A 24,168-nucleotide genomic window follows, 5' to 3' on the forward strand; every position below is an offset into this window, starting at 1 on the left:
TGAGCGTTTCTCATCAGCGGTGCATAGGGATCGTTCAGAATCGCCCGTCGGACCTCAGCGTCCCTCGCGCAGGACGACCGAGCCCGCCGACACCCGGACCTCGACGCGGTTGCGCGATGACGGGTCCTCGGTGAGGCCGTTGACGACCGAGCCCGCCTCCTGCGTCGCGCTGACGGCGTAGCCGCCGCGGGGGAGGGTCAGGTCGGCGCCGCCGGCCTCGGCGGTGATCGTCACCGACGTCGGCGCGGTGCCCGACAGCGTTCCCGACAGCCGGCCGGCGCTGACGTCGACGGTCGCCTCGCGGACACCGTCGAGGTCGACCGACACGCGTCCGGCGGACACCCGCGCGTCGAGACTCGTCGCGGAGCCGGCCGCATCGACCGATCCGGCGTCGGCTCGCAGCGCGAGCGCGCCGAACTCGCCGTCTGCACGCAGCGCTCCCGCCCCGACGCTCAGCTGGGCGTCGAGCCCGGCGAGGCTTGCGGGCAGGACGAGGGTTGCCCGCGACGATCCGCCCCACAGGCGCCATCCGCTCCACCAGTCGCGGTCGGAGTCGACCACGAGGCGGTCGCCCTCGCGGGCGAGCTCCCACGCCTCGGCGCCTCCCGTGCCGGTCACGGTGAGCGTCGCTTCGTCGACGTCGCCGAAGGAGACCTCGACATCGGCTGCTGCGGCATCCATCTCGAGCAGGTTCACGCCCGCGGTCGGTGCGGAGATCGTCGAGGTCGCCGCACCACCGCCGACGATGGTCGACACGACACCCGTGCCCGCGGTGAACAGGACGAGGGCTGCTCCCGCGGCGATCGTGAGTCCCGCGATCACCCGGGCGGATGACGACGGTCCCCGGGACGGTGCCGGCCCGGCCGGCGGCATGTCGCCCGTGACCGGCGGCTCGACCGGAGGTTGCGGCGGAGTGGCGGGAGGCGGGGTCAGGGTCGAGCTCATCGGACTGTTCCGTTCTGCGGCTGCGAGCCGCCGTATTCGAGGTGGACGAGCGCGGCGAGCACGCGACGGTTGCCGTGCTCGTCCTGCTCGAGATCGAGCTTCTGGAAAAGGGAGGTGATGTACTTCTCGACGCTCGCCTCGCTCAGGAACATCGCCCCGGCGATGGCCTGGTTGCTGCGGCCTTCGGCGATGAGGGCGAGCACCGTCCGCTCGCGTTCGGTGAGCCGCGACATCCGCTCGTCGCGTGAACGGCGCGTCAGGAGCTGCGCGACCACCTCGGGGTCGAGCACCGTGGCTCCCGACCCGATGCGCTCGATCGTCGCGAGGAACTCGCCGACGTCGGCCACACGGTCCTTCAGGAGGTAGCCCAGGGCTGCTCCCTGCGAGGTGATGAGCTCGCTCGCGTAGCGCTCCTCGACGTACTGGCTCAGCACGAGGATCGGCAGTCGCGGGTTCTCGGCGCGCAGCGCGAGGGCCGCGCGGATGCCCTCGTCGGTGAACGTGGGCGGCAGCCGGACGTCGAGGATGCAGAGGTCGGGACTGGTCTCGGTCACGGCGGCCGAGATGCCGTCGGCGTCGGGGAGGGCGGCGGCGACCTCGTGGCCCGCGTCGGCCAGCAGCCGCACCAGCCCCTCGCGCAGCAGCGTGGAGTCCTCGCAGATCAGGATGCGCACGGGACGCTCACCTCCAGAGCGGTCGGTCCGCCGGCCGGACTGTCGAGACGCGTCGTGCCGCCCGCCGCCGTGATGCGGTTGATGATTCCGTCGAGCCCGCCTCCGGGGATGACCCGGGCGCCTCCGACGCCGTTGTCCTCGACGCGCGCCCAGAGCGTGTGGTCGTCGCGATGGCGGACCACCACGCGGCATTCCCCGGCCCGCGAGTGCTTGGCGGCGTTGGTGAGCGATTCCGCGATGGCGAAGTACACGGCCGCCTCGGCGGTACGGCTGCAGCGCTGATCGACTCGCACGTCGAGGCTGACGGGGACGTGCGAGCGGGCGGCGAGCGCCGACAGCGCCGCGTCGAGCCCCCGGTCGTCGAGCACCGAGGCATGGATGCCGCGGGCGAGCTGACGCAGCTCGGTGATGGCCGCCTTCGTCGACGTGTGCGCCTCGGCGAGCAGCTCCTTCGCGGCAGCCGGATCGTCGTCGATCTTCTGCTGAGCCAGTCCCAGCGTCATGCCGACCGAGACCAGACGGGGCTGGACGCCGTCGTGCAGGTCGCGCTCGATGCGGGTGCGCTCGAGCTCTCCGGCACGGACCGCGCCCTCGCGCTGGACGCCCGCGGTGCGTGCTGCTTCGACGAGCTGGGCCTCGCGAGAGGGGACGAGGATCGATGTGGCGAGGATGCGGTGCAGGAGAGCGATGCCCACGAGCACGGCTGCCGGCACGATCACCATCAGCACGCCGGCCACGACGGCGCCCTCGAGCGGCACGGTGATCCAGGTCGACCCGATCGTGACGTCGCTGGTGGCGTATAGCGGCGCGAAGAGAAGGGCGACGCCCGACGCGAGCAGGCTCGCCAGGCTCAGCACGATGAGACCCAGCACGGTCGAGATCGCCGCGTGAGCGACCCCGCGCCACATCCGGCCGTCGGTGAACTGCAGCCAGACCGTGCGCAGCCAGCCGCCGAACCCGGGCCGTCCGCTGCTGCGCGCCGACAGCGGGGGCAGCCCCCATCCGTAGAGGCCGTCGACACGCGCGTACTCGAGCCAGCCGGTCAGCCAGAGCGCGTAGACGAAGCCGACGAGGATCGGCAGGCCGAGGCCGAGCGCCGGGGTGAGGCCGATGCCGACCGCCATGAGCGTCAGGATGACGGTGAATGCGGCGGTGCCCGCGAAGCCGAGGGCGGCGAGCTGGGCGAGCGCGCCGAGCGGGCGCGCCCACGTCAGGGCGCGGGATGGAGGGGCGGTGCTGGCGACGGCTGTGGTCATGGCTCCACGCTAGGACCGCGGCCCGGTGCCGCGCAGGCGAGCGGTCCGGAGACCCGCGTTCGGGTTATCCCCCGGGAGGGCGCGGCCGCACCGGCTGGTCGCGTCGGAGAGGATGGGGGAGTGACCTCTCCCGACATCCGCCTGATCGCCGTCGACATGGACGGCACGCTCCTCGACGCGGACGGCCGCATCCCGGACGGGCTGTGGCGGCTGCTGCCGCGGCTCCGCGACCGGGGCATCGTCTTCGCTCCCGCGAGCGGGCGGCAGCTCGCGACGCTGCGGCGGCAGTTCGCCGATGCGCCGGTCGAGCTGGACTACATCGCCGAGAACGGCGCGTACGTCGTGCGTGACGGCGCGGAGGTCAGCTCGGATGCCGTCGACGCGGAGTTCGCGGCATCCGTCGTCCGTCGCATCCGCGGTCTCGACCACCTCGATGTCGGCCTCGTCGTCTGCGGCAAACGGTCGGCGTACATCGAGCGCGCGGACGCCGCCTTCCTCGCCGAGGCCGACACGTACTACGCCGAGCTCGCGATCGTCGACGACCTGACGTCGGTCGACGATGAGATCCTCAAGCTCGCCGTCTACGACTTCGCGCTCGCCGAGGACTCGGTCGCACCGGAGCTGTTCGACCTCCGCGAGAGCCACCAGGTCGTGGTGTCGGGGCAGCACTGGGTCGACATCATGAACCCCGGGGTCAACAAGGGACGGGCGCTGTCGCGGTTGCAGGAGACGCTCGGGATCGGGCCCGAGCACACGATGGCGTTCGGCGACTACCTCAACGACCTCGAGCTGCTCCAGCAGGCCCGCTATTCGTACGCGATGGCCGAGGCCCACCCCGAGATCGCGGCGGTCGCGCGCTACAGCGCCCCCTCGCACACCGAGGCGGGAGTGCTCACCGTGATCGAGGAGTTCCTGGCGCGCTGAGCGGCGCGATCGGTCTGCGCAAGCCCGCGCCGCAGACCGCGGTGACGGCGTAGCGTGTGCGGCATGGTCACGATTCCCACGGTCTCGCTCAACGACGGCTCCGACTTTCCCGAGCTCGGGCTCGGCACCTACAACCTGCGCGGCCCGGAGGGCGTCGACGCCATCGCCGCCGCGATCGACTCCGGCTACCGCCTGCTCGACACGGCGGTGAACTATCAGAACGAGTCGGAGGTCGGCGAGGCCGTGCGCCGCAGCGGCATCCGCGACGAGCTGATCATCACGACGAAGGTGCCGGGGCGCGACCACGGCTTCGACGAGACGATCCGCAGCGCCGAGGGGTCGCTCGGCCGGCTGGGCGTCGAGAAGATCGACCTCTACCTCATCCACTGGCCGAACCCCAGCCAGGGGAAGTGGCTCGAGACCTACCGGGCAATGCTGGCGCTGCGCGACGAGGGGCAGGTCGGGTCGGTCGGGGTGTCGAACTTCACCGAGCCGATGCTCGCGCGCCTCATCGAGGAGACCGGAGTGGCCCCAGCGGTCAACCAGGTCGAGATGCATCCCTACTTCCCGCAGGCGGGACTGCGCGCGTTCCATGCCGCCAACGGCATCCGCACCGAGAGCTGGAGCCCCCTGGCACGGCGCAGCGAGCTGCTGAACGAGCAGGTCATCGCCGACATCGCGGCATCCCACGGCGTCACGGGCACCCAGGTCGTGCTGCGCTGGCACACACAGCTGTCGTCGACCCCGATCCCGAAGTCGGCCGACCCGGTACGCCAGCGCGAGAACGCCGACGTCTTCGACTTCCTGCTGACCGGCGACGAGATCACGGCGATCAGCGCCCTCGAACGCGGCCGGCTCTGGGACGGCGACCCCGACACGCACGAGGAGATGTAGTCCGCGCCGGATAGCGTGGAGGCATGACGACGCCGTTCGACTCTCTCGACGACTACTACGCCCTTCCCCGCATCGACGCGGCGGCGACCTCGCCCGACGGCTCGCACGTCGTGCTGACGGTCGCGACCCTGACGAAGGATCGCACCGGCTACGAGCGCTCGCTGTGGTCGGTGCCCGCTGACGGCACCGGCGTGCCGCGCCGGCTGACCCGTTCGACCACCGGCGAGTCCGGGGCCGTGTTCACCTCCTCCGGCGACCTGCTGTTCGTCTCGGCACGTCCCGACAACGACGCTGCGGACGGCGCCCCCGCTCAGCTCTGGCTGCTCCCGGCCGCCGGTGGCGAGGCGCGTCCGGTGACCCGGCTGGCCGGCGGGGTCTCCGCGGTCGTGACGGCAACGGACTCCGACCGCATCGTCATCGCGTCGTCGCTGCTTCCCGACGCCGCCACGATCGAGGCCGACGCGAAGCTGCGGGCGGAGCGGAAGAAGCTCAAGGTCTCCGCGATCATCCACGACACGTACCCCGTGCGCTACTGGGATCACGACCTCGGCCCCCACGAGCCCGCGCTGTTCGCCCTCGACCTGAACGACCTGGCCGACGCGCCCGCCGTCATCGCGACCGCCGACCAGGCCGTCGACGAGGTCGTCGGCGCGACGGCAGCACCGGAGGCCGCCGATGAGCCGTACCCCGCGGGCCTGCCGCGACCGCGCATTCTGCTCCGCGGCCGCGTAGCGGGCACGGCGGGAATGGCGCTGACGCCCGACGGCGCTACCCTCATCGCCTCGGTGCCCGAGCCGCAGGGACGCGACGCCCGGTACCGTCTCGTCGCGATCGACACCGCGACGGGCGAGCTGCGCGTCGTCCGTGACGAGGCCGATGTCGATGTCGAGATGCCCGCGATCAGCCGCGACGGCGCGCGGGTCGCATACGTCCGCACGGCGAAGTCGACTCCGGCGGGTCCCGCCGACCAGGAGCTGTGGGCCGGTGCCCTCGACGGCTCCGGCGCGCAGCGCCTCGCGTCGCGCTGGGACCGGTGGCCGAGCAGCATCCGCTTCGCCGACGACGACTCCGCACTCGTCGTGACTGCCGACCACGATGGTCGCGGCCCGGTCTTCACGGTGCCGCTCGACGGTGGTGACGCCGACGAGGTCACACAGATCACGCAGGACGACTTCGCGTACACGCATGTCGAGCCGGTCTCCGGGACGACAGATGTCGTCGCGCTCCGCTCGAACTGGATGACACCGCCGCATCCCGTCCGTATCGCAGCCGACGGCGCCGTGACACCCCTTGCGAGCCCGGCCCCGTCGCCCGCGACGACCGCCTCGATGGTCGAGGTCGAGACGACCGCCGACGACGGAGCCCGCGTGCGCGGCTGGCTCGTGCTGCCCGAGGGAGCGGATGCCGCGACCCCGGCGCCGCTTCTGCTGTGGATCCACGGCGGACCGCTCAACAGCTGGAACGCGTGGAGCTGGCGCTGGAGCCCGCTGCTGGCCGCCGCGCGAGGCTATGCGGTGCTGCTGCCCGACCCTGCCCTGTCCACCGGGTACGGGCTCGACTTCATCGCCCGGGGTTGGGATGCCTGGGGTGCTGCGCCCTTCACCGACCTCATGTCGATCACCGACGCGGTCGTCGCGCGCGATGACATCGACCAGACCCGGACGGCCGCGATGGGCGGATCGTTCGGCGGCTACATGGCGAACTGGGTGGCGGGGCACACCGACCGCTTCGACGCGATCGTGACCCACGCGAGCCTGTGGGCGTTCGACCAGTTCGCCGGCACGACCGACTTCGCGCCGTACTGGCAGAGCATCTTCAGCCCCGAGGGCGCGATCGCCAACTCGCCGCATCGTTTCGTCGCCGACATCCGGACGCCGATGCTCGTGATCCACGGCGACCGCGACTACCGCGTGCCGATCGGCGAAGGGCTCCGGCTGTGGGCCGACCTCAACGAGCATCACGCCGCCGAAGACGGCACGAGCCCGCACCGGTTCCTGTACTACCCCGACGAGAACCACTGGATCCTCTCGCCGCAGAACGCGCGCGTCTGGTACGAGACGGTCTTCGCGTTCCTCGAGGAGAACCTGCCCGCGCGCGCCTGAGCGCCGTCGGGTCGCGTTTCGCGGCCCTCGCTTGACAGGAGTGGCCGCTTCCCCGCGCGGGAGGGGGCCACTCCTGTCAGGTGAGCGGGTTCACGCCGCGATGGGCGGAAGGATGCGGCGCAGGATGAGGCGCTGCACCAGCGTCCAGGCGACCGTCACGACCAGGTACAGGCCCGCCGCAAGGGGAACGAACACCGCGATGACGGCGGTCGCGAACTGCGCGACCCCGAGCACTCCCGACAGGGCGGCCGGAGCATCCGTCACCCGGAAGGCGCGCCGCGTCAGCTCGCCGACGAGCGCGATCGAGGCGATGACGACGCCGAACACGAGGCCGGTGGTGAGCGGCAGCGCCCCCGAGGCGACGGTGCCCGCGAGGCTCGACCCGAGGGGGACCCCGAAGAGCGTCTCGGCGAGCAGCCCGTTGGCGTGCCCCGCGATCGTGGGGTGGATGAACACGCCGTACAGCAGTCCCACGACGGGGGCCTGCACGAGCAGCGGCAGACAGCCCGCCGTCGGCGAGACGTTCTCGTCGCGGTACAGCTTGAGCGTCTCGCGCTGCAGTCTCTCGCGATCGGTGCGGTGTCGCTGCTGGAGCTCGCGCAGCCGGGGCGCCAGGCGCGCACGAGCGCGGTCTGCGCGCGCCTGGGCGACGCCCGCGGGGATGAGTGCGGTGCGCACGACGACGGTGATCAGGATGACGGATGCCGCGGCGGAGAGGCCGCCGAGCGCGGGTTCGAGCGCCGCGGTCAGCGCGGCGAGGGTCGAGGCCACCGCGTCGAGCGCGGCGGCGAGGGGCGGGAAGGAATACAGGTCCATGAGGAGTCCGATCGACGAAGCTGAACACACGGGGGATCAGCCGCGAGGGGACGCCGGACGGCGCGATGCGCGAGGCCTCGGGCGCGGGTGCGCGCGGGTGTAAAGCCGTTCCGGACGTGGCTACGCGGCTGAGGCCGCGAGCCCCGGGGCGCGGGGGCGGCGTCTCCCGGGAGCGTCCGGGTCGCTCTGCGCCAGCAGCGTCGAGGGTGAGATCGACCGCCGGGGGTGTGGTCGTCGCGAGCCCGCGGGCCCCGTCGTGGCGGCGGTCGCCGAAACCGAGACGACCGCGATCGCGATCGCGAGCAGCGCCACCGCGGTCGCCGCAGCGAGCCCGCTCGAATCACCGAGCGACAGGGCGCCGACGATCGACAGCAGCATCGGGAGCACGGAGAGGAAGGGCATCACACCACCTCGGTCCGCACTCCGCCGGCGGCGCGCTCGAACAGGGCGGCATCCCCGTCGAAACGAGCGCCCTCGGGGCGCGACCGTCGCAGGGCGAGCAGGAGCAGGATGAAGCCGCCCACCGGCAGCAGGTTCAGCAGCACCCACCATCCCGAGAGGTTGGAGTCGTGCAGCCGCCGCACCGCCACGGTGAAACCGGGGACGACCGTCAGGGCGACCCACACGGCCGAAGCCCAGAGGTAGACGCCCAGAAGAGCGGAGAGCGGATCGGTCGGAGCGATCGGTCCGAAGAGCTCGAGGCCGCGCCATCCCCACCAGCCGAAGGGGTGGAGGCCGAGATCGAGCTGCGGCCAGCGCCCCGACAGCATCCGGGGGATCACGAGAAGCAAGATCACGGCGGCGGCGAACCCGACCGCCATCCACCACCAGTACTCGCTGCGGCTCGCGCGCCCGCGCAGACGGAAGGCGTGCGCGACGAAACGTCGCATCGCCTGGGGCAGCGAAGCGTTCGGCAGCGGTGCTGTCGAGACGGCCTCCATCCCGCGATGCTAGCGGAGCGGCGCGGCGCGGGGCGGCGCGGCGCGGGGCGGTCTTCGCCTGTCAGCTCTGGCCCCATCCCGCGTGGTGAGTGGGCGGGAAGTGCCAGGTGAAGCGACTCCGAGGGCTCAGTGGGGTGCGTGATACTCGGGCTCGCCACGCTTCCAGTAACCCTTGACGGTGATCCGCTCGGGGTCGAGGCGCCAGCGGTCGAGGAGCAGCGCTCGAGCCGGTCGCACGATCGACTGCTCGGCGGCCACGAAACCGAACACGGCGCCGGCCGGTCGGTCCCCGTCGCCGAGCGCGGCGAGACGAGCGGCGAGCGCAGCGCCGGCGGATGCCGATCCGCGGTGCACCTGCTCGACGACGACGCCCGGGGGCGTGGAGATGGGCAGCTCGTGATCACCGTCGGGCACTTCGATGAGCACGCGCCCGACGGCGGCGGCATCCATGTGATGGGCGAATCGCCGGATCGCAGGCACGGCGGTCTCGTCTCCGGCCAGGAACCAGCCGTCGGGGCGCCCCGTGAGCACCGCGGATCCGCGCGGTCCGCCGATGCCGATCGTCGACCCGATCTCCGCCGTCGCCGCCCAGTCCGCAGCCACGCCGTCACCGTGCAGGGCGAACTCGAGATCGAGCCAGCCCTCGTCGGCGTCCCAGGCGAGCGGGGTGTACTCGCGGCTCGGTGCCGCCCGCATCTCGTCGATGCTCTCGGGGGCCACGTCGGGGAAGAACACGCGGACGTGGTCGTCGCAGCCCGGGGAATCGAAGTCCCGCAGGTCGGCGCCCTCGAGCCGCACGCGGACATAGGCCGGAGTGAGCCATCGTCGGGCTGCCAGGCGGACGAAGCGGAAGCGCAGGTCGAGCGCTCGGCGAGCGATCCGGAACGAGGGGGTTGCGGTCGATGCGGACATGAAGGTTAGGCTAACCTACACAGCCGTCGGGGTCTCGATCCCGGCATCCGGTCGCCCGTCGACCAGCATCCGATACGCACCGCACCAGGAGATACGTCACGTGAGCCATGCATTCCGCCGTCCCGCACTCGTCTCGATCGCGCTCGTCGCAGCCCTCGGCCTCGCCGGGTGCGCGTCGTCGGCCAGTCCGGACGCCGAGCCCGGCGGCGACGCGACCTCGGCCGCGACCGTGACGGTGACCGACAACCACGGCGAGATCGAGGTTCCTGTCGCCCCCGAACGCGTCGTGGCGCTCGACAACACGACGTTCCAGACACTGAGCGACTGGGATATCGAGCTCGTGGCGGCACCGAAGCCGCTGATGTACGACCTGTGGCCCAACCTGTCCGGCGGCGACGACGTGCTCGACGTCGGGCTGCACCGCGAGCCCGACCTCGAGGCCATCATCTCGGCGCAGCCCGACCTCATCGTCGGCGGCTACCGCTTCCGCGACATCTACGACGACCTGACGGCGATCCAGCCCGCGACGATCGAGACCAGTGCGCGCGAGGGCGAGGAGCAGGTCGCCGAACTGAAGCGCCAGGTCGAGATCCTCGGCCAGGTCTTCGACCGCGAGGATGACGCGAAGAAGCTCGCCGACGACCTCGATTCCGCCGTCGCAGACGCGAAGGCGGCCTACAACGGCACCGACACGGTCGTGGGCCTGCTCACCTCGGGCGGCAAGATCTCGTTCGCGGCGCCGGGGGAGGGGCGCGGCGTCGGCGCCGTCTTCCCCACGCTCGGTCTCGTGCCCGGCATCGATCGCGGGGCGGAGAATGCCTCGCACGGCGACGACATCAGCGTCGAGGCGATCGCGGCGGCGAACCCGGAGTGGCTGATCGTGCTCGATCGCGACGCCATGTTCGGCGAGGACGGCTACGTCTCGGCGAAGGAGCTCATCGAGGGATCCGAGGCCCTGCAGAACGTTCCCGCCGTGCAGAAGGGGCAGATCGTGTACCTCGCGCCGAGCTTCTACCTCGACGAGGGCATCCAGGCTTACACCACGCTCTACGCCGACATCGCGACGGCGTTCGCCGCGGCGGCCTGATCGTCATCTCGGGGAGCCCCGTCCGGTACCGCCGGGCGGGGCTCCCGTAACCCGTCATGACTGCGCTCACCGTCCCCGCCCGCATGCGCGGGCGTCTCGCCCTCCCGGCCGCGATGATCGTCGTGGCCGGTCTCGTCGTGCTCTCGCTCTTCGTGGGCGTCTACGACCTCACCTCCGACGGCGTCGGCTCCGAGATGCTGTGGATCACGCGGATCCCGCGCACGCTCGCCCTGGTCCTCGCCGGCTGCGCGATGGCGGTCTCCGGCCTCGTCATGCAGCTGCTGACCCAGAACCGCTTCGTCGAGCCGACCACCACCGGGACCACGGAGTGGGCCGCGCTCGGCCTCCTCGCGACAGTGCTCCTGGTGCCCGACGCGCCGCTGATCGTGCGGATGGTCGTCGCGAGCATCGCGGCGTTCGCCGGAACGCTGGTCTTCCTCGCGATCCTGCGCCGCATCCAGCTGCGCTCGTCGCTGATCGTGCCCCTCATCGGCATCATGCTCGGCGCCGTCGTCTCGTCCTTCACGACCTACCTCGCCGTCAGCGCCAATGCCCTGCAGATGCTGGGCACCTGGTTCATGGGAAGCTTCACCGCCGTGGTCCGTGGCCGCTACGAGGTGCTGTGGGTCGTCGGCGTCGTCGTCGTGCTCGTCGCGCTCTTCGCCGACCGGCTGACGGCGGCGAGCCTCGGAAAGGATGTCGCGACGACGCTCGGCGTCGACTACGACCGGGTGCTCCTCCTCGGCACGGCCCTCGTCGCCGTCGCGACCGGGGTCACGACCGTCGTCGTGGGCTTCCTGCCGTTCCTCGGGCTCATCGTGCCCAACCTCGTGTCGATGTGGCGGGGGGACAACCTCCGCGCGAACCTTCCCTGGGTGTGTCTGGGCGGAGTGGCTGTCATCGTCGTCTGCGACATCGTCGGCCGCGTCATCCGGATGCCGTTCGAGGTGCCGGTCTCGATGATTCTCGGCGTCCTCGGCGCGGCCGTGTTCGTCATGCTGCTCCTCCGGCAGCGCGGGAACGATGGCTGAGGCCGTGCGCGGCACCGTGCGCGCGTCGTCCGCGGATGCTGCGACGCGGCGACCACGGGTGTGGCTGCGGTTCGTCGTCCTCGCCGTCGCGGTCGTCGCGGCCGCCGTCCTGCTGCTGACCTGGAACATCCCCCTCGATCCGGCGCAACGCGGCTACTGGCTCGCCGTGGATCTGCGGGTCACGACGGTTACGACGGTCGCGATCGTGGCCTGCTGCCAGGCGGTCGCGACGGTGCTGTTCCACACGGCGACGGGCAACCGCATCCTCACGCCCTCGATCATGGGGTTCGACGCGCTCTACGTCGTGATGCAGACGGGCCTGGTGTTCTTCTTCGGGGGAGCTGCGCTTGCGGCGACCGACGGACTCGCCAAGGTGGCTCTCCAGAGCGTGCTGATGGTGGCTTTCGCGACCCTCCTATACGGATGGCTCTTCGCCGGCAAGCGGGGAAACCTGCACATCATGCTGCTGATCGGCATCGTGCTCGGGGTCGGGTTCGGCTCACTCTCCACGGTGATGCAGCGGCTGCTGACGCCGAGTGACTTCGATCTGCTCTCGGCACGGCTGTTCGGCAACCTGAGCAACTCGAACCCCGAGTACCTGCCGTGGGCTGCGGCGATCGTCGGTGTCGTCCTCGTCGTGGTGTGGCGCCGCCGCCGCCGTCTCGACGTGCTGACCCTCGGTCGCGACGTCGCCACCAATCTCGGACTCGCCTACAAGCGCGAAGTCACCGTCCTGCTGATCCTCGTGGCGGTGCTCATCTCGGTCTCCACGACGCTCGTCGGGCCGATGACCTTCTTCGGGTTCATCGTCGCGACACTCGCGTATCAGCTCGCCGGATCGTCCCGGCACGCCGTCGTCCTCCCGTTCGCGGCTCTGCTGGGGATGACGACGCTCCTCGGCGGCTACTTCGTGCTGCGGCACGTGTTCTACGCGGCGGGCATGCTCACCGTGATCATCGAGTTCGTCGGCGGGCTCTTCTTCATCGTCTACCTTCTGCGAAAGGGCGCGCTGTGATCACCCTCACCGACGTCTCGAAGTCCTACGGCGGCCTGCGCGTGCTGGGTCCCATCGACCTCCGGATCCCGGCCGGCGGGGTGACCGCCCTCGTCGGGCCCAACGGCGCCGGCAAGTCCACGCTGCTCACGATCGTCGGGCGCCTGACCGAGCCGACAACGGGCACGGTCACCGTCGGCGGTCTCGATGTCGCGCGCACCCCGAGCCGCGAGCTGGCGCGCGTCGTGTCGATCCTGCGGCAGGAGAACCACTTCGTCACGCGGCTCACGGTGCGCGATCTCGTCGGCTTCGGGCGCTTCCCCCAGTCCGGAGGACGCCTCACCCCCGACGATCGGCGCCACGTCGACGAGGCGTTGCGCTTCCTCGATCTGGAGGATCTCTCCCACCGCTACCTCGATCAGCTCTCCGGCGGGCAGCGCCAGCGCGCCTACGTCGCGATGGTGCTCGCTCAGGACACCGACTGCATCCTGCTCGACGAGCCGCTCAACAACCTCGACATGCGCCACGCCGTCGGGATGATGCGACAGCTGCGACGGGCGGCGGATGAACTGGGCAAGACCGTGGTCGTCGTCATCCACGACATCAACTTCGCCGCCGCCTATGCCGACCGCATCGTCGCCCTCACCGGGGGAACGGTGGCGTGCACGGGGACACCGCGCGAGATCATGCGCCCCGATGTGCTCGAGAGCGTGTTCCAGACGCCGATCGCGGTCCGCGACGACGGCGAGTACCCGCTCGCGGTCTACTTCCGCTGACCTCGGCGCACCGAGTGGATTTCACCTGGCGTGGGTTTCACCTGGCAGTTGTGGCCGCATCCGGTGCATGGATGGGGCGCGAAGTGTCAGGTGAGGTGGCTCATGCGGCGGGTCAGAGCTGCGCGCCGTCGTCGTCGCGATCGTAGACGCCCTCGTTGCGTCCCCGGCGCGACTCGTAGGCGATGAGCCATCCCACCGAGATCGCCGCGGCGAGCACGAGACCCAGCCACACGTTGTTCATCACGAGGCCGAACACGATGCCCAGCACGAAGACGAGGGCGGCGCCGAGTGCCCAGTAGGTGTGTCCGCGCTGCCATCCCCGATTCGCCATGCCCCGAGCTTACGACGCGGCTGCCTCAGCGGTCGCGATGGTCTTCGGGATGCAGGCGCGGGCCGCGGCGCGGTTCGAACACGCCGCCGGCGTAGATGAGCCGGATGACGCGCTGCCGGTGGCCCCGCCACGGCTCGAGCAGTTCGAGCATCCCGTCGTCGTCGACGCGGTGGCCCGTCAGGGCGTAGCCCACGGTGTGGCACAGGTGGTAGTCGCCCACGCTCACGGCGTCGGGGTCGCCGAAGGCGCGGATGCGGGTCTCCGCCGACGTCCACGGACCGATCCCCGGCAGGGAGGTCAGGATGCGTTCGTGCTCGTCGCCGCCGTGGGCCCCGGCGACCGCACGCTCGATCGAGGCGCGCCGCTGGGCCGCGCGCACGACGGTGCGTGACTGCGGTGGCTCGAGGCCGGCGCGATGCCACGCCCAGCTCGGGATGAGGTGCCAGTCCGCGGGAGGTGCGAACATCGGGCGCGGCGTGGGACCGGGGGCGCGCTCGCCGTACCAGGTGACGATCGCACGCCAGGCACCGAACGCCTGCAGCCCCGTCACCTTCTGCTCGAAGACGGCGCTCGCGAGGTCGTCGAAGACGAGGTCGGTCGCGCCGAGGCGGATGTCGGGATGCCGGTGGTGGATGTCGGCGATGAGCGGATGCCGCGTCCCGTCGAAGCCCTCAGGATCGTCGTCACCGCCGCACAGCCGAGGCAGCTGCTCGATCGCCCACTCCGCGCCGGGGCCCCACGCGGCCGCTCTCACGAGCGAGCGCCCCACCCGCAGAGCGAGCGTCGCGACCCCGCGCGGCGTGCGGCTGACGCGCCAGATCACCTCGCCCGACGTGGTCATCGTGGGATCGTGGGCCCCGTGCTGCTGGTGGCGCACGGCGCGGGCGACGTCGATCGGCGCAGCCGGCCGGTACTCGGTCTCGATCGGGGGCGACGACGGCGGCGCGGCATCGAGACCGCGGATCGCCGGGCGGCGACCCGGCATCCGTCCCGTCGTCACCGCGCTCATGCCGACACCCTACGTCGGAACCTCCGACATCCCGCCGTGAGCGGCGTCGATCGGCACCCCGGTCGGGTGGGGCGCGTCAGAAGCGGTCGGGCGACGGCGTGCCGTGGCCGTAGCGGATGACCACGTCGGCGTGGCGGTCGAACCGGTAGCCGACGCCGCGGACGGTGCGCACGATGTCCTCGTAGCGCCCGAGCTTTGCACGCAGACGGCGGACGTGGACGTCGATCGTGCGCTCTCCCGGCGCCTCCTCGTCGGACCCGTTGTTCCACAGCGACTCGACGAGCTCGGAGCGCTCGATCGTGCGTCCCTCGCGCAGCACGAGGTACTGCAGCAGCTCGAACTCCTTGAAGGTGAAGGCGGCGGACTCGCCGTCGATGAAGACGCGCTTGCGCGAGATGTCGACGGTCACGCCGCCGGGGACGTGGTCCTCCGCCGGGACCTCCTGCTTCGTGCGGGCGACCGCGCTGGGCTCGTGCAGCGCGAGGCGGACGACGTCGACGTCGCGTCCTCCGGCGCCGACCGGTGCCAGGGCGACGGTCGCGTAGGTCTCGGCGTGGGGGGCGAGCTCGCTCAGCGTACGGCGCAGGGCCTCGACGAGCGTCGAGAGCGAGACGCCGTCGGCGGCGGCCTTGGCCTCGTCGATGCCGACGTACAGGGCGAAGCCGCGCGGCGCGGTCGAGGCCGCGGCGGCGGGTGCCGGGGGAGGCGTCTCGACGGCGCGAAGGTGACGAGCGGGGGCGGCGGGGGCGAGAAGAGCGGTGTTCGACATGGGAGGTTCGTCCTCGGAACGTGAACCCGGGCTGTCAGAGCCTGCGGCGGGTTCGGGTGTGCGTTGCGTGAGGCCCAGCGGGGGCCGGTGAGCGAGCATCCGGATGTCGGCGTTGTGGGCCGGGCCATCGGAACTCGGGGATCCGCGGCCGCGTTCAGAAGCGGCGGAGGATCAGGCGGGGTTCACCTGTCAGCGGCACATTCGGCAACACATGACAGCACGCTGCGACATCATCATGATGTCGGCAGTTCCGTTCGCCTCCCGGGCGGACAGAGTGCGTGCGATGTCAGTCATGGGGTTGATTATGACGATCCGTGTCCGGATGTGTCAAACACACCAGTGCCTCGCGTCCTTCGATGACGGAATGTGACAGATTGCTCAATCCTCGCTACGGTGCACGATCGTGGCTACGCGGATCCGGATCGTCGGCACCTCCGGCTCGGGGAAGAGCGTGCTCGCGGACCGTGTCTCGGCGCGGACGGGGCTGCCGCGGCTCGAGCTCGACGCCGTCTTCTGGGACGCCGACTGGCGGATGCGCGACCTCGACGAGGCCCGCGCCCGGGTCCGGGCGTTCGTGCGGCAGCATCCGGACGGGTGGGTCGCGGACGGCAACTGGACGTCGCGTCTGGGCGACATGCTCGATCCGGGCTCACCGGACGGCGCCGACACGGTCGTGTGGCTCGACCTGCCGCGCCGACGTGTGATGCGTCAGGTCGTCGGGCGGACGCTGCGCCGAGTGGTGCGGCGCGAGGAGCTGTGGCACGGCAACCGCGAGCGCGCACGAAATCTCCTGAGATGGCACCCGGAGCGGAACATCATCCGGTTCGCGTGGACCAACCATCCCGTCACGCGCGAGCGCATGCTCGGGCGCATCGCCGCGGGGGAGCGGATCGTGCGGCTGCGCGATCGCTCGGAGATCGACGCCTGGCTGGCCTCGCTGCCGCCGGCCGGGCGTAGCGTGGGCCCATGAGCGATCTGACATTCACGAATGAGAAGGACGCCTCGCGCTACGCGCTGCACCGGGGAGACGACCTCGTCAGCGTGCTCGACTACCGCGACGACGGGCGCACCGTGGCGCTCACTCGCGCCTACACGATCCCCACCTTCCGCGGGCACGGCTATGCGGCGGAGGTCGTCGAGCGCGCCGTGGCCGACATCGAGACTCTCGGCGACCGGACGATCAGCCCGGTCTGCTGGTACGTCGCCGACTGGTTCGAGGCGCACCCCGAGCGCGCGGACATTCTGACGCCGCGCAGCTGACCGCCGCGTCGTTTCGAGGCGGCGGGATACGTCCCTCGGCGCGCGCCTGTCAAGACGGTGCTCGCGAGAGGATGCCGGGGCCAGACTGGGGCGATCGATCGAAGGAGACAGTCATGAACCGCGATCTTCCCGAGGGCGTCGTCGACCCCGACGGCGCCGGTGCCACCTCGCTCGCCGCGAGCGAAGCCGAAGACGACGCCGTCCGCGACGCGGACAGCCCCGCCGACGTCCCGATGCCCGACGGCGACAGCCCGGACGGTTTCGTCGAGAGCGCCGAGATCCAGCAGGGCCTGGACCCCGACCTCGTCACCGACGAGCAGGCAGACGAGGAGGAGCAGCGATGAGCGGTCAGGCCGACGAGATCGACTCGAGCGTCTCGGACTCCGCGACGCAGGACGCTCCCGAGACCGGTCGCGGCGGCACGCGGGCGACATCTGCGGGAACCGGCGGCGACGTGACGCCTCCGAAGGAGGACACCCCGGTCTCGCCTCCGGGCGTGCAGGACGGTCCGGCGCTGTCAATGCACGACACGACCGAGCAGGAGCGCCTCGACGGGCTCGTCGCGCAGCTGCGCGCGGATCTCCCGGGCGAGAACCGCGCGACGGTCGAGAAGTACGTGCGTCAGCGCGTCTCGGAGGTCGGCCTGAACGTCGGCGACGACGAGATCGCGCGAATCGTCGACGACCTCGCCGCCGACTGACGAATGACATCGCGAATGCCCCGGGGCACGGTCCCGGGGCATTCGTCGTGGTGGCGCCCGGGCCTCTCCGGGAGCCCGGCCTCTACGGGGCCCGGGCCGACAGTGCAAGGCCGCGCACGGCATCTCTCGACGGGCATAGCCTGACCTACGATGAGTGACACGGCGAGCATCCCGCTGTCGGTGCACCAGCGGTGGCGGGCCTTCTGGGTCTGCGTCGCCGTTGCGGCGCTGACGATCCTGGACCTGACAAAGGTCAACGTCGCGCTGCCCTCGATCGAGAAGGCTTTCGGCGCGGGCTCGACGGAGCTGCAGCTCATCGTGTCGGGCTACGTGCTCACGTTCGGGCTGACCCTCGTACCGGCCGGACGCATCGGCGATCAGCGCTCGCGACGGGCGCTGTTCGTCATCGGGCTCTCGCTCTTCGCCGCCACGAGCGTCGTCTGCGCGCTCGCGCCGGATACGGGGGTGCTCCTGGCCGCCCGGCTCGTGCAGGGCGTGGCGGCCGGCATCCAGATGCCCCAGGTCATCGGTCTCGCCCAGGAGATGTTCCAGGGGGCCGAGCGCGGGAAGGCCTTCGGGCTGTTCGGCGCCACGATCGGCATCTCGACGGCGTTCGGCCCGACGCTCGGTGGTCTCATGATCGCGCTGGGCGGGGCCGAGGACGGCTGGCGCTACATCTTCTGGATGAACGTCCCGCTGACGATCGCCGTTCTCGCCGGTGTGATCTGGCTGCTCCCGAGGACCCGCGAGTCGCGGCCGGCCCGCCTGCAGCTCGACCCGGTGGGCCTGCTGCTGTTCGCGCTCGTCGTGATCGCCTTCATGGCCCCGTTCCTCCTCACGACGGGCGCGCAGGGCGACGATCCGCAGCGGTGGTGGTCGCTCGTGGCCTTCGGGGTCTTCGCCGCGATGTTCGTGTGGTGGGAGCGACGCTACGCGGCATCCGGCAAGCATCCGCTGATCCCGCTCGAGCTCTTCGCCATCTCGTCGTATCGAAACGGCACGCTCATCCAGGCGGTGTACTTCATGGCGCTCCCCGCCATGTTCCTGCTCACGACACTCTTCCTGCAGCTCGGAGTGGGCCTCGAACCGGTGTTCGCGGGGATGGTGTCGATCGGCTTCGCCATCGCCAGTGCGGGCGCCTCGTACGTCGGCGGTCGCATCGTGACGCGCGTCGGTCGCCCCCTGGTGGTCGGGGGACTGGTCATCATGCTCGCGGCGGTCGTCGCGCTCGCTCTCGTCGCATACTTCGTGCCGGCCGGGATCGTCGAGTTCGCGATGGCGGGCGTGCTGACGGTCGGCGGCTTCGGCGGCGGTCTCGTCATCTCGCCGAACCAGACCCTCACCCTCGCCGACATCCCGGTGAAGCAAGGCGGTCTGGCCGGCTCCGTGGGGCAGCTCGTGCAGCGCATCGGCACCGCCGTCGGAACGGCCGTCGCACTGTCGCTGTTCTACTCGACGGTGTACCGCCTCGGTGGTGGATCGACGCCGCGGATCGACGTCTATCACGATGCCTACGCCCTCGGGATGGTCTCGGTCGGCCTGTTCCTCGCGCTCGCCCTCGTGCTGGGCGTCGCCGACCTCGCGTCCCGACGGCGGGCGGCGCGGGCCTGAGTCTGGCGGCTTCCCCGCGGGGCATCGCCGCGATGTCCGACCCTCCTCCTACCCTGGTCGGCATGCGGATCCTCCACACCTCCGACTGGCACATCGGGCGGACCTTCCACGGTCATTCGACGCTCGACGCGCTGCGGGGCGTGCTCGAGGAGCTCACCGCGCAGGTCCGCGAGCACGAGGTCGACGTCGTCGTCGTGGCCGGCGATGTCTTCGACTCGGCCGCACCGGCGGCGGGGTGCTACGCCCTCCTCTCCGACACCCTCCGCGGCATCGCCGACGCCGGTGCTCGCGTCATCGTCACGAGCGGCAACCACGATTCCGCCGCCCGCCTCGGGTTCCAGGCGGGGCTGCTGCGCGAGGGCATCCACGTCCTCACCGACCCGGCCGCGGTGGGCACTCCGATCACGATCGCGGATGCCGACGGGCCGGTGCACTTCTACGGCATCCCGTATCTCGAGCCGGCGCTGCTGCGACACCTGTGGCCCGAGGCCCGGTCGCAGGCAGCCGTGATCGATCGCGCGATGGGGCTCGTGCGCGACGACCTGGCGGTGCGCGGCGGGCGGTCGGTCGCGATCGCCCACTGCTTCGCCGCGGGTGTCGAACCGACGCCGCACCTCGAGCGGGACATCCAGCAGGGCGGCCTCGACGTCGTGCCGCTGGCGGCATTCGCGGGTGTCGACTACATGGCTCTGGGGCACATCCACGGTCGCCAGCAGCTGGCCCCCGCCGTGCGCTACGCGGGCGCGCCGCTGCACTACAGCTTCGGCGAGGGCGACAAGCCCCGGGGTTCGTGGCTCGTCGAGCTCGACGCCGACGGCTTCGTCGACGCTCGGTGGCTCGAGCTGCCGGTTCCGCGTCGGGTCGTCACCCTGCGCGGCCCCCTCGCCGACGTTCTGGCCGATCCCGCTCACGAGCAGCACGCTGATGCGTGGGTCTGCGTCGAGTACACCGACACCCTGCCCGAGCGCGATCCGATGCGCCGTCTGCAAGAACGCTTCCCGTTCTGCGCGAAGGTCGTGCACGTACCGGCGGATGCCGCGCCGAGCGACGCGCGCACCTACGTCGACCGCGTGCGCGCCGCGCGCAGCGACGCCGAGCTCGTCGAAGCGTTCCTCGTGCACGTCCGCGAGGGGGCCGGTGCCGACGAGCGCGAGCGCGAGCTGTTGGCCGACGTCCTCGACGAGCGGATCCGCGTGGAGGCGATGGCGTGAAGCTGCATCGCCTGGAGCTGACCGGCTTCGGTCCGTTCCGCGAGAAGCAGACCGTCGACTTCGACGCCTTCGATCGCGACGGCGTCTTCCTCATCTCGGGCCGCACCGGCGCGGGCAAGTCGAGCATCCTCGACGGGGTGAGCTTCGCGCTCTACGGCTCGGTGCCGCGTTACGACAACGGCGAACGGCGTCTCCGCAGCGACCACAGCTTCCTGGGCGACCCCACCGAGGTGCGGCTGGAGTTCACCGTCGGCGGGCAGCGCTGGCGCGTGACCCGAGCGCCGGAGTACGAGCGGCCCGCGAAGCGCGGCGACAAGCTCACGACCGAGATCGCGCGCGCCGAGCTCGAGCAGGACGTCGACGGCGAGTGGGTGGGCCGGGCTGCGAAACCCCGCGAGGTCGCGCTGCTGCTCGACGAGGTGCTGGGCCTGAACGCGCAGCAGTTCCAGCAGGTGATCCTGCTGGCGCAGAACAAGTTCTCACGATTCCTCCTCGCTCGAAACGATGAGCGGCAGCAGCTGCTGCGCACGCTGTTCGGCACGAAGCGCTTCGAGCAGTACAAGGACGATCTCGAGGAGCGTCGGCGCTCCGCGCAGCGCGAGCTCGACGCCGCGGGCGATCAGGTGCGTACGCTTCTCGAGCTCGCCGAAGCGGCCATGACGCAGCAGAGCGGCGCCATCGGCGATGACGGGGCGACGGACGGGGCGGCGCCGCTCGACCTCGCCGGCCGACGCGATGTCGTCGAACGAGCACGCCGTCGGGCCGATTACCGCGTGGAACAGGCCGACGAGCTCCGCCAGCAGGCGGAGTCGCGGCAGACCGCTCTCGCGGCGACCTATGCCGAGCTCGTCGAGCGGGTGCGGGTGCTCGACGATCTCGCCGCAGCGCGCCGGCGCCTGGACGACCTCGACGCGGTCGCCGACGAGGTGGCTGCGGGTGAACGCCGACTCGAGCGTGCGCGTGCCGCCGAAGCGCTCCGCGCGACGCTCGAGCAGGCCGACCGGTCCGACGAAGCGGCGGGGGAGGCCCGCATCGCGGTGGGGCGCGCCGAGAGGCGCTGGACGGAGGCGGGCGGACGCGTCGACGACGACATCGCCGCTCTCGTCGAGGCCCTCACAGGCGACATCGCCCGCTGGACGGACGCGCTCGAGCGCGAGCACGAGCTGACGCACGCCCTCGCGGATCGAGACGCGACCGCGGGCGAGATCGCCCTCCTCGAGGAGCAGGCGACGCTGCTCGACGCACAGCACGCGCTCCTGCCCGCGGAGCGCGAACGGCTCTCGACCGAGCTCGCGGCGGCGACCCTCGCGGCGGCGCGCGGCGACGAGCAGCGTGTCCGGGTCGGCGAACTCGCTGCTCAGGCCGAGGCGGCCGGTGAGGCGGAACGCCTCGCGGGTGAGCTCCGCGAGGCCGAGGAAGCCTATCTGCGCACGAGTGATGCCGCGGAGGGGGCGGCTGCCGCCGTCACCGACCTGCTGCGGCGACGAGTGGCCGGTCGGGCGGGAGAACTCGCCGCCGAACTGGCCGACGGCGCGGCCTGCCCGGTCTGCGGGGCGCTCGAGCACCCGCATCCCGCGCCCCCGGCGCCCGACGGTGTGACGGACGACGATCTGGCCGACGCGGAGTCGGCGCGCGATGCCGCCGCGGCCGAGGCGCGCGGCGCGGGAGAGCGCGCCGCGCTGCTGCGCGCGGACCACGCCGCTGCGACGGCACGTGCGGGCGGTCGCGGGAGCGATGAGCTCGCAGGCATGCTCGCTCAGGCCCGGGACGAGCTGACATCCGCCGAACGCGCCGCAGAGCGTGTCGCCGACCTGACCGAGAAGCGCGACGTGCTCGACCGTCTCGACGCCGAGGCGGCCGAGGAGCGCTCGCGCCTGTCGGCCGCGCTGGCCGATGCGCGCGAGCGCTCCGCCGTGGCCACCACGACCCTCGCCCGCCTGGAGCGCGACGTGGCCGACGCACGGGGGCCGTTCGCGACGGTCGCCGAGCGCATCGCGGCGGCGACCGAGCGGCGCGACCTCGCGCGAGCGGTGATCGAGGGCCGGCGGGCGCTCGCCCACAGCGAGGCGACCGCGGCCGGTGCCGCGAACGACCGCGCGCAGCGCATCGAGGCATCGGTGTTCGCCGACGTCGGCGAGGTGCGCGAGGCGCTGCTCCCCGAATCCGAGCGGACCTCCCTCACGCGGCGCGTCGCCGAGCACGCCGCCGACGTCGCGGCCACGCGCGCCCGCCTGCTCGAGCTCGAGCTCGCCGCCGCGGGGCTGCCCGACGAGCGGCCCGATCTCGACGCTGCGGCCGAAGCGGTCGCCGCCGGAGACCGCGCCCGCAGCGAGGCGATCGCCGCGCACCGCGACGCCGTCAACGCCGCCGAGACGATGAGCGATCTCCTCCGGCGCATCGACGACGCGTTCGTCGCGGTGTCCGGTCTCGCCGAGCGGACGGCGACCGTGACCCGGCTCGCCGACACCGTCGCCGGCCGTGCGCCCAACACCCGCAAGATGGATCTCGAGACCTTCGTGCTCGCCGCCGAACTCGAAGAGATCGTCGCCGCCGCCAACCTGCGGCTGCGCGACATGTCGTCGGGCCGGTACACCCTCCACCACAGCGATGCGCTGCAGGCTCGTGGTGCAGCCTCCGGCCTCGGTCTCGAGGTGCTCGACGCGCACACCGGCCGCCTCCGCTCGCCGCAGTCGCTGTCGGGAGGAGAGACCTTCCTCGCCTCCCTCGCCCTCGCGCTCGGTCTCGCCGAGGTCGTCACGGGTCGTGCCGGCGGCATCCGCCTCGACACGCTCTTCGTCGACGAGGGATTCGGGTCGCTCGATCCCGAGACCCTCGAGCTCGCGATGCGCACCCTCGACGAGCTGCGCGCGGGCGGCCGCACCGTCGGCGTCATCAGCCACGTCGAGGGCATGAAGGAGCAGCTCGCCGCGCAGATCGTCGTCGAGGCGACGCGTGAGGGCCCGAGCATCATTCGACAGGAGGCGCTCAGTGAGCGCGACTAGGCTGGCGCCGTGAGGACTTTCTGGACCGTCGTCGGAGTGATCGCCGCGATCTTCGTGGCGTGGGTGATCGTCGACATCGTGCTGCGCCTGGCCGTGTTCGCGGTCAAGCTCGGGCTCGTCGCGGTCGTCGCCCTCGTCGTGTTCCTGCTGCTGCGTCGGCTGTTCGCGCGCAGCAGTGATCAGACGCCGTAGTCGGCCCGGATCCGCTCGTACAGGGCGCGACTGCACGCCGCGACGGCGTCGTCCCACCCGGTTGTCGCGCCGTCCTGGGCGTCGTCCGACACCGCTTTGAGCACCCGGATGGGGATGCCGAAGCGCTGGGCGACCCAGATGTAGACGTAGGTCTCCATGTCGACCAGTTGCGCGCCCAGCGACTGGATCAGGGCGACCGCCTCGGCGTCGTCGACGAAGACGTCGCCCGTCGCGATGCGCACCCCGGCACCGCCGGCTTCGACGCGCTCGGGCATCGACAGATGCCGGCCGCGAACCCCCGCCAGGTCGAACACGTCGTGCTGGACGGCGTCGCCGACCTCGTAGATGCCGGGGCCGAGAGCGCCGGCCACCGCTCCCGCGGTTCCGACGACCACGATCTCGTCGTACGTGGTGCGGTCGAGCGCGCGGGTCAGCTCATGTGCGGCGAGCAGCTTGCCGGGGCCCGTGAGCAGGATGTCGAACCCCGGGATGTCGGTGGGGAACCCGATCAGCTCATCGCGGTGCGCGACGACCAAGAGCCGTCGCACGGTCACGCACCGCCCCGGGCGAGGATGCCGAGGATGCCGGAGATCAGCAGGTAGGCGCCGATGCCGCCCACCACGACCCAGATCGCGATGCGGGCGGAGGACGGCCGCTTGTCGTCGCCGTTGTCGAGGCTCATCCCGCCAGCCTAAGCGAGGTCGCGTCGGCGGATCGCGCGGGCGGCCCGG

The 24,168-nt window shown here is 71.6% G+C and carries 27 protein-coding genes; 15 read left to right on the forward strand and 12 right to left on the reverse strand.

From position 1 onward, the window contains the following. Positions 1–54: 54 nt before the first annotated feature. Genes C1N74_RS03590 through C1N74_RS03600 form a run of 3 tightly spaced genes read right to left on the reverse strand, consistent with a single transcriptional unit; the run spans position 55 to position 2,875 of the window. Positions 55–945, reverse strand: coding sequence for a DUF4097 domain-containing protein (locus tag C1N74_RS03590; protein WP_137749988.1), 891 nt, complete (start codon positions 943–945; stop codon positions 55–57). Next, positions 942–1,619: a response regulator transcription factor gene (locus C1N74_RS03595; protein WP_137749989.1), complete on the reverse strand. Its 678-nt coding sequence runs from the start codon at positions 1,617–1,619 to the stop codon at positions 942–944. The genes C1N74_RS03590 and C1N74_RS03595 overlap by 4 nt, the downstream gene beginning before the upstream one ends. After that, positions 1,607–2,875 (reverse strand): sensor histidine kinase, encoded by a 1,269-nt coding sequence (locus C1N74_RS03600; RefSeq protein WP_114597975.1) that lies wholly within the window; start codon positions 2,873–2,875, stop codon positions 1,607–1,609. Before C1N74_RS03600 ends, C1N74_RS03595 begins: the two co-directional genes overlap by 13 nt. 120 nt (positions 2,876–2,995) lie before the next feature. Between C1N74_RS03600 and C1N74_RS03605 the strand changes: the two genes are divergently transcribed. The 3 genes from C1N74_RS03605 to C1N74_RS03615 all read left to right on the forward strand — a co-directional run bounded on the left by C1N74_RS03605 (position 2,996) and on the right by C1N74_RS03615 (position 6,795). Continuing rightward, a complete protein-coding gene (locus tag C1N74_RS03605; RefSeq protein ID WP_088380449.1) occupies positions 2,996–3,799 on the forward strand; it encodes a Cof-type HAD-IIB family hydrolase in 804 nt (267 codons plus the stop codon). A 63-nt stretch (positions 3,800–3,862) separates the two neighbouring features. Further along, positions 3,863–4,693, forward strand: coding sequence for an aldo/keto reductase (locus C1N74_RS03610; RefSeq protein ID WP_036304662.1), 831 nt, complete (start codon positions 3,863–3,865; stop codon positions 4,691–4,693). A gap of 23 nt (positions 4,694–4,716) precedes the next feature. Then, entirely contained in the window at positions 4,717–6,795 is a 2,079-nt protein-coding gene (locus C1N74_RS03615; RefSeq protein WP_137749990.1) for an alpha/beta fold hydrolase, read from the forward strand. A gap of 90 nt (positions 6,796–6,885) precedes the next feature. On the opposite strand, the gene C1N74_RS03620 is transcribed toward C1N74_RS03615, so the two are convergent. From C1N74_RS03620 to C1N74_RS03635, 4 genes are all read right to left on the reverse strand, one after another. Continuing rightward, positions 6,886–7,611 carry a membrane protein insertase YidC gene (locus C1N74_RS03620; RefSeq protein WP_064956114.1) on the reverse strand — a complete coding sequence of 242 codons (726 nt, stop codon included), beginning with the start codon at positions 7,609–7,611 and terminating at the stop codon, positions 6,886–6,888. Between the two features lie 120 nt (positions 7,612–7,731). Beyond that, entirely contained in the window at positions 7,732–8,013 is a 282-nt protein-coding gene (locus C1N74_RS03625; protein WP_023952277.1) for a DUF6412 domain-containing protein, read from the reverse strand. Then, entirely contained in the window at positions 8,013–8,552 is a 540-nt protein-coding gene (locus tag C1N74_RS03630; RefSeq protein WP_023952276.1) for a DUF805 domain-containing protein, read from the reverse strand. Before C1N74_RS03630 ends, C1N74_RS03625 begins: the two co-directional genes overlap by 1 nt. Positions 8,553–8,678: 126 nt before the next feature. After that, positions 8,679–9,464, reverse strand: a complete 786-nt coding sequence (locus C1N74_RS03635) for a siderophore-interacting protein (RefSeq protein WP_137749991.1) — start codon at positions 9,462–9,464, stop codon at positions 8,679–8,681. Positions 9,465–9,564: 100 nt separating this feature from the next. Here C1N74_RS03635 and C1N74_RS03640 point away from each other — a divergent pair, with 100 nt between their 5' ends. The 4 genes from C1N74_RS03640 to C1N74_RS03655 are packed head-to-tail and all read left to right on the forward strand — an operon-like array spanning position 9,565 to position 13,352. Next, positions 9,565–10,551, forward strand: a complete 987-nt coding sequence (locus C1N74_RS03640; protein ID WP_258317999.1) for a siderophore ABC transporter substrate-binding protein — start codon at positions 9,565–9,567, stop codon at positions 10,549–10,551. A gap of 56 nt (positions 10,552–10,607) precedes the next feature. Next, positions 10,608–11,582, forward strand: coding sequence for an ABC transporter permease (locus C1N74_RS03645; RefSeq protein ID WP_114597970.1), 975 nt, complete (start codon positions 10,608–10,610; stop codon positions 11,580–11,582). Next, positions 11,575–12,597 carry an iron chelate uptake ABC transporter family permease subunit gene (locus C1N74_RS03650; protein WP_088380456.1) on the forward strand — a complete coding sequence of 341 codons (1,023 nt, stop codon included), beginning with the start codon at positions 11,575–11,577 and terminating at the stop codon, positions 12,595–12,597. Before C1N74_RS03645 ends, C1N74_RS03650 begins: the two co-directional genes overlap by 8 nt. Continuing rightward, positions 12,594–13,352, forward strand: coding sequence for an ABC transporter ATP-binding protein (locus tag C1N74_RS03655; protein WP_137749993.1), 759 nt, complete (start codon positions 12,594–12,596; stop codon positions 13,350–13,352). Before C1N74_RS03650 ends, C1N74_RS03655 begins: the two co-directional genes overlap by 4 nt. Before the next feature lie 112 nt (positions 13,353–13,464). On the opposite strand, the gene C1N74_RS03660 is transcribed toward C1N74_RS03655, so the two are convergent. The 3 genes from C1N74_RS03660 to C1N74_RS03670 all read right to left on the reverse strand — a co-directional run bounded on the left by C1N74_RS03660 (position 13,465) and on the right by C1N74_RS03670 (position 15,461). Further along, positions 13,465–13,683, reverse strand: coding sequence for a hypothetical protein (locus C1N74_RS03660; RefSeq protein ID WP_023952268.1), 219 nt, complete (start codon positions 13,681–13,683; stop codon positions 13,465–13,467). A gap of 25 nt (positions 13,684–13,708) precedes the next feature. Further along, positions 13,709–14,668, reverse strand: a complete 960-nt coding sequence (locus tag C1N74_RS03665) for a DNA-3-methyladenine glycosylase (RefSeq protein WP_137750956.1) — start codon at positions 14,666–14,668, stop codon at positions 13,709–13,711. A gap of 100 nt (positions 14,669–14,768) precedes the next feature. Beyond that, positions 14,769–15,461, reverse strand: a complete 693-nt coding sequence (locus C1N74_RS03670; protein ID WP_137749994.1) for a winged helix-turn-helix domain-containing protein — start codon at positions 15,459–15,461, stop codon at positions 14,769–14,771. A 403-nt stretch (positions 15,462–15,864) separates the two neighbouring features. Here C1N74_RS03670 and C1N74_RS03675 point away from each other — a divergent pair, with 403 nt between their 5' ends. From C1N74_RS03675 to C1N74_RS03710, 8 genes are all read left to right on the forward strand, one after another. Further along, on the forward strand, positions 15,865–16,431 hold the full coding sequence (locus tag C1N74_RS03675; RefSeq protein WP_023952261.1) for a putative adenylate kinase: 567 nt from the start codon (positions 15,865–15,867) through the stop codon (positions 16,429–16,431). Next, positions 16,428–16,721, forward strand: coding sequence for a GNAT family N-acetyltransferase (locus C1N74_RS03680; protein WP_023952259.1), 294 nt, complete (start codon positions 16,428–16,430; stop codon positions 16,719–16,721). The genes C1N74_RS03675 and C1N74_RS03680 overlap by 4 nt, the downstream gene beginning before the upstream one ends. A gap of 113 nt (positions 16,722–16,834) precedes the next feature. Then, entirely contained in the window at positions 16,835–17,065 is a 231-nt protein-coding gene (locus C1N74_RS03685) for a hypothetical protein (RefSeq protein WP_064956107.1), read from the forward strand. Further along, positions 17,062–17,421 (forward strand): hypothetical protein, encoded by a 360-nt coding sequence (locus C1N74_RS16590; RefSeq protein ID WP_023952255.1) that lies wholly within the window; start codon positions 17,062–17,064, stop codon positions 17,419–17,421. Before C1N74_RS03685 ends, C1N74_RS16590 begins: the two co-directional genes overlap by 4 nt. A 150-nt stretch (positions 17,422–17,571) precedes the next feature. Then, entirely contained in the window at positions 17,572–19,032 is a 1,461-nt protein-coding gene (locus tag C1N74_RS03695; RefSeq protein ID WP_023952253.1) for an MFS transporter, read from the forward strand. A gap of 62 nt (positions 19,033–19,094) precedes the next feature. Continuing rightward, a complete protein-coding gene (locus C1N74_RS03700; protein ID WP_071918457.1) occupies positions 19,095–20,243 on the forward strand; it encodes an exonuclease SbcCD subunit D C-terminal domain-containing protein in 1,149 nt (382 codons plus the stop codon). Further along, a complete protein-coding gene (locus tag C1N74_RS03705) occupies positions 20,240–23,245 on the forward strand; it encodes an AAA family ATPase (protein ID WP_137749995.1) in 3,006 nt (1,001 codons plus the stop codon). Before C1N74_RS03700 ends, C1N74_RS03705 begins: the two co-directional genes overlap by 4 nt. A gap of 9 nt (positions 23,246–23,254) precedes the next feature. After that, positions 23,255–23,437, forward strand: a complete 183-nt coding sequence (locus C1N74_RS03710; protein ID WP_023952247.1) for a hypothetical protein — start codon at positions 23,255–23,257, stop codon at positions 23,435–23,437. Here C1N74_RS03710 and C1N74_RS03715 read toward each other — a convergent pair. Together C1N74_RS03715 and C1N74_RS16595 are read right to left on the reverse strand one after the other, a co-directional pair. Further along, positions 23,425–23,991: a nucleoside phosphorylase gene (locus C1N74_RS03715; RefSeq protein ID WP_258318000.1), complete on the reverse strand. Its 567-nt coding sequence runs from the start codon at positions 23,989–23,991 to the stop codon at positions 23,425–23,427. The two genes, C1N74_RS03710 and C1N74_RS03715, sit on opposite strands and share 13 nt — an antisense overlap. After that, on the reverse strand, positions 23,988–24,119 hold the full coding sequence (locus tag C1N74_RS16595; RefSeq protein ID WP_023952243.1) for a hypothetical protein: 132 nt from the start codon (positions 24,117–24,119) through the stop codon (positions 23,988–23,990). The genes C1N74_RS03715 and C1N74_RS16595 overlap by 4 nt, the downstream gene beginning before the upstream one ends. Positions 24,120–24,168 lie beyond the last annotated feature (49 nt).

The organism is Microbacterium sp. SGAir0570, from assembly GCF_005491085.2.
GTDB classification, from domain to species: Bacteria; Actinomycetota; Actinomycetes; order Actinomycetales; family Microbacteriaceae; genus Microbacterium; species Microbacterium arborescens.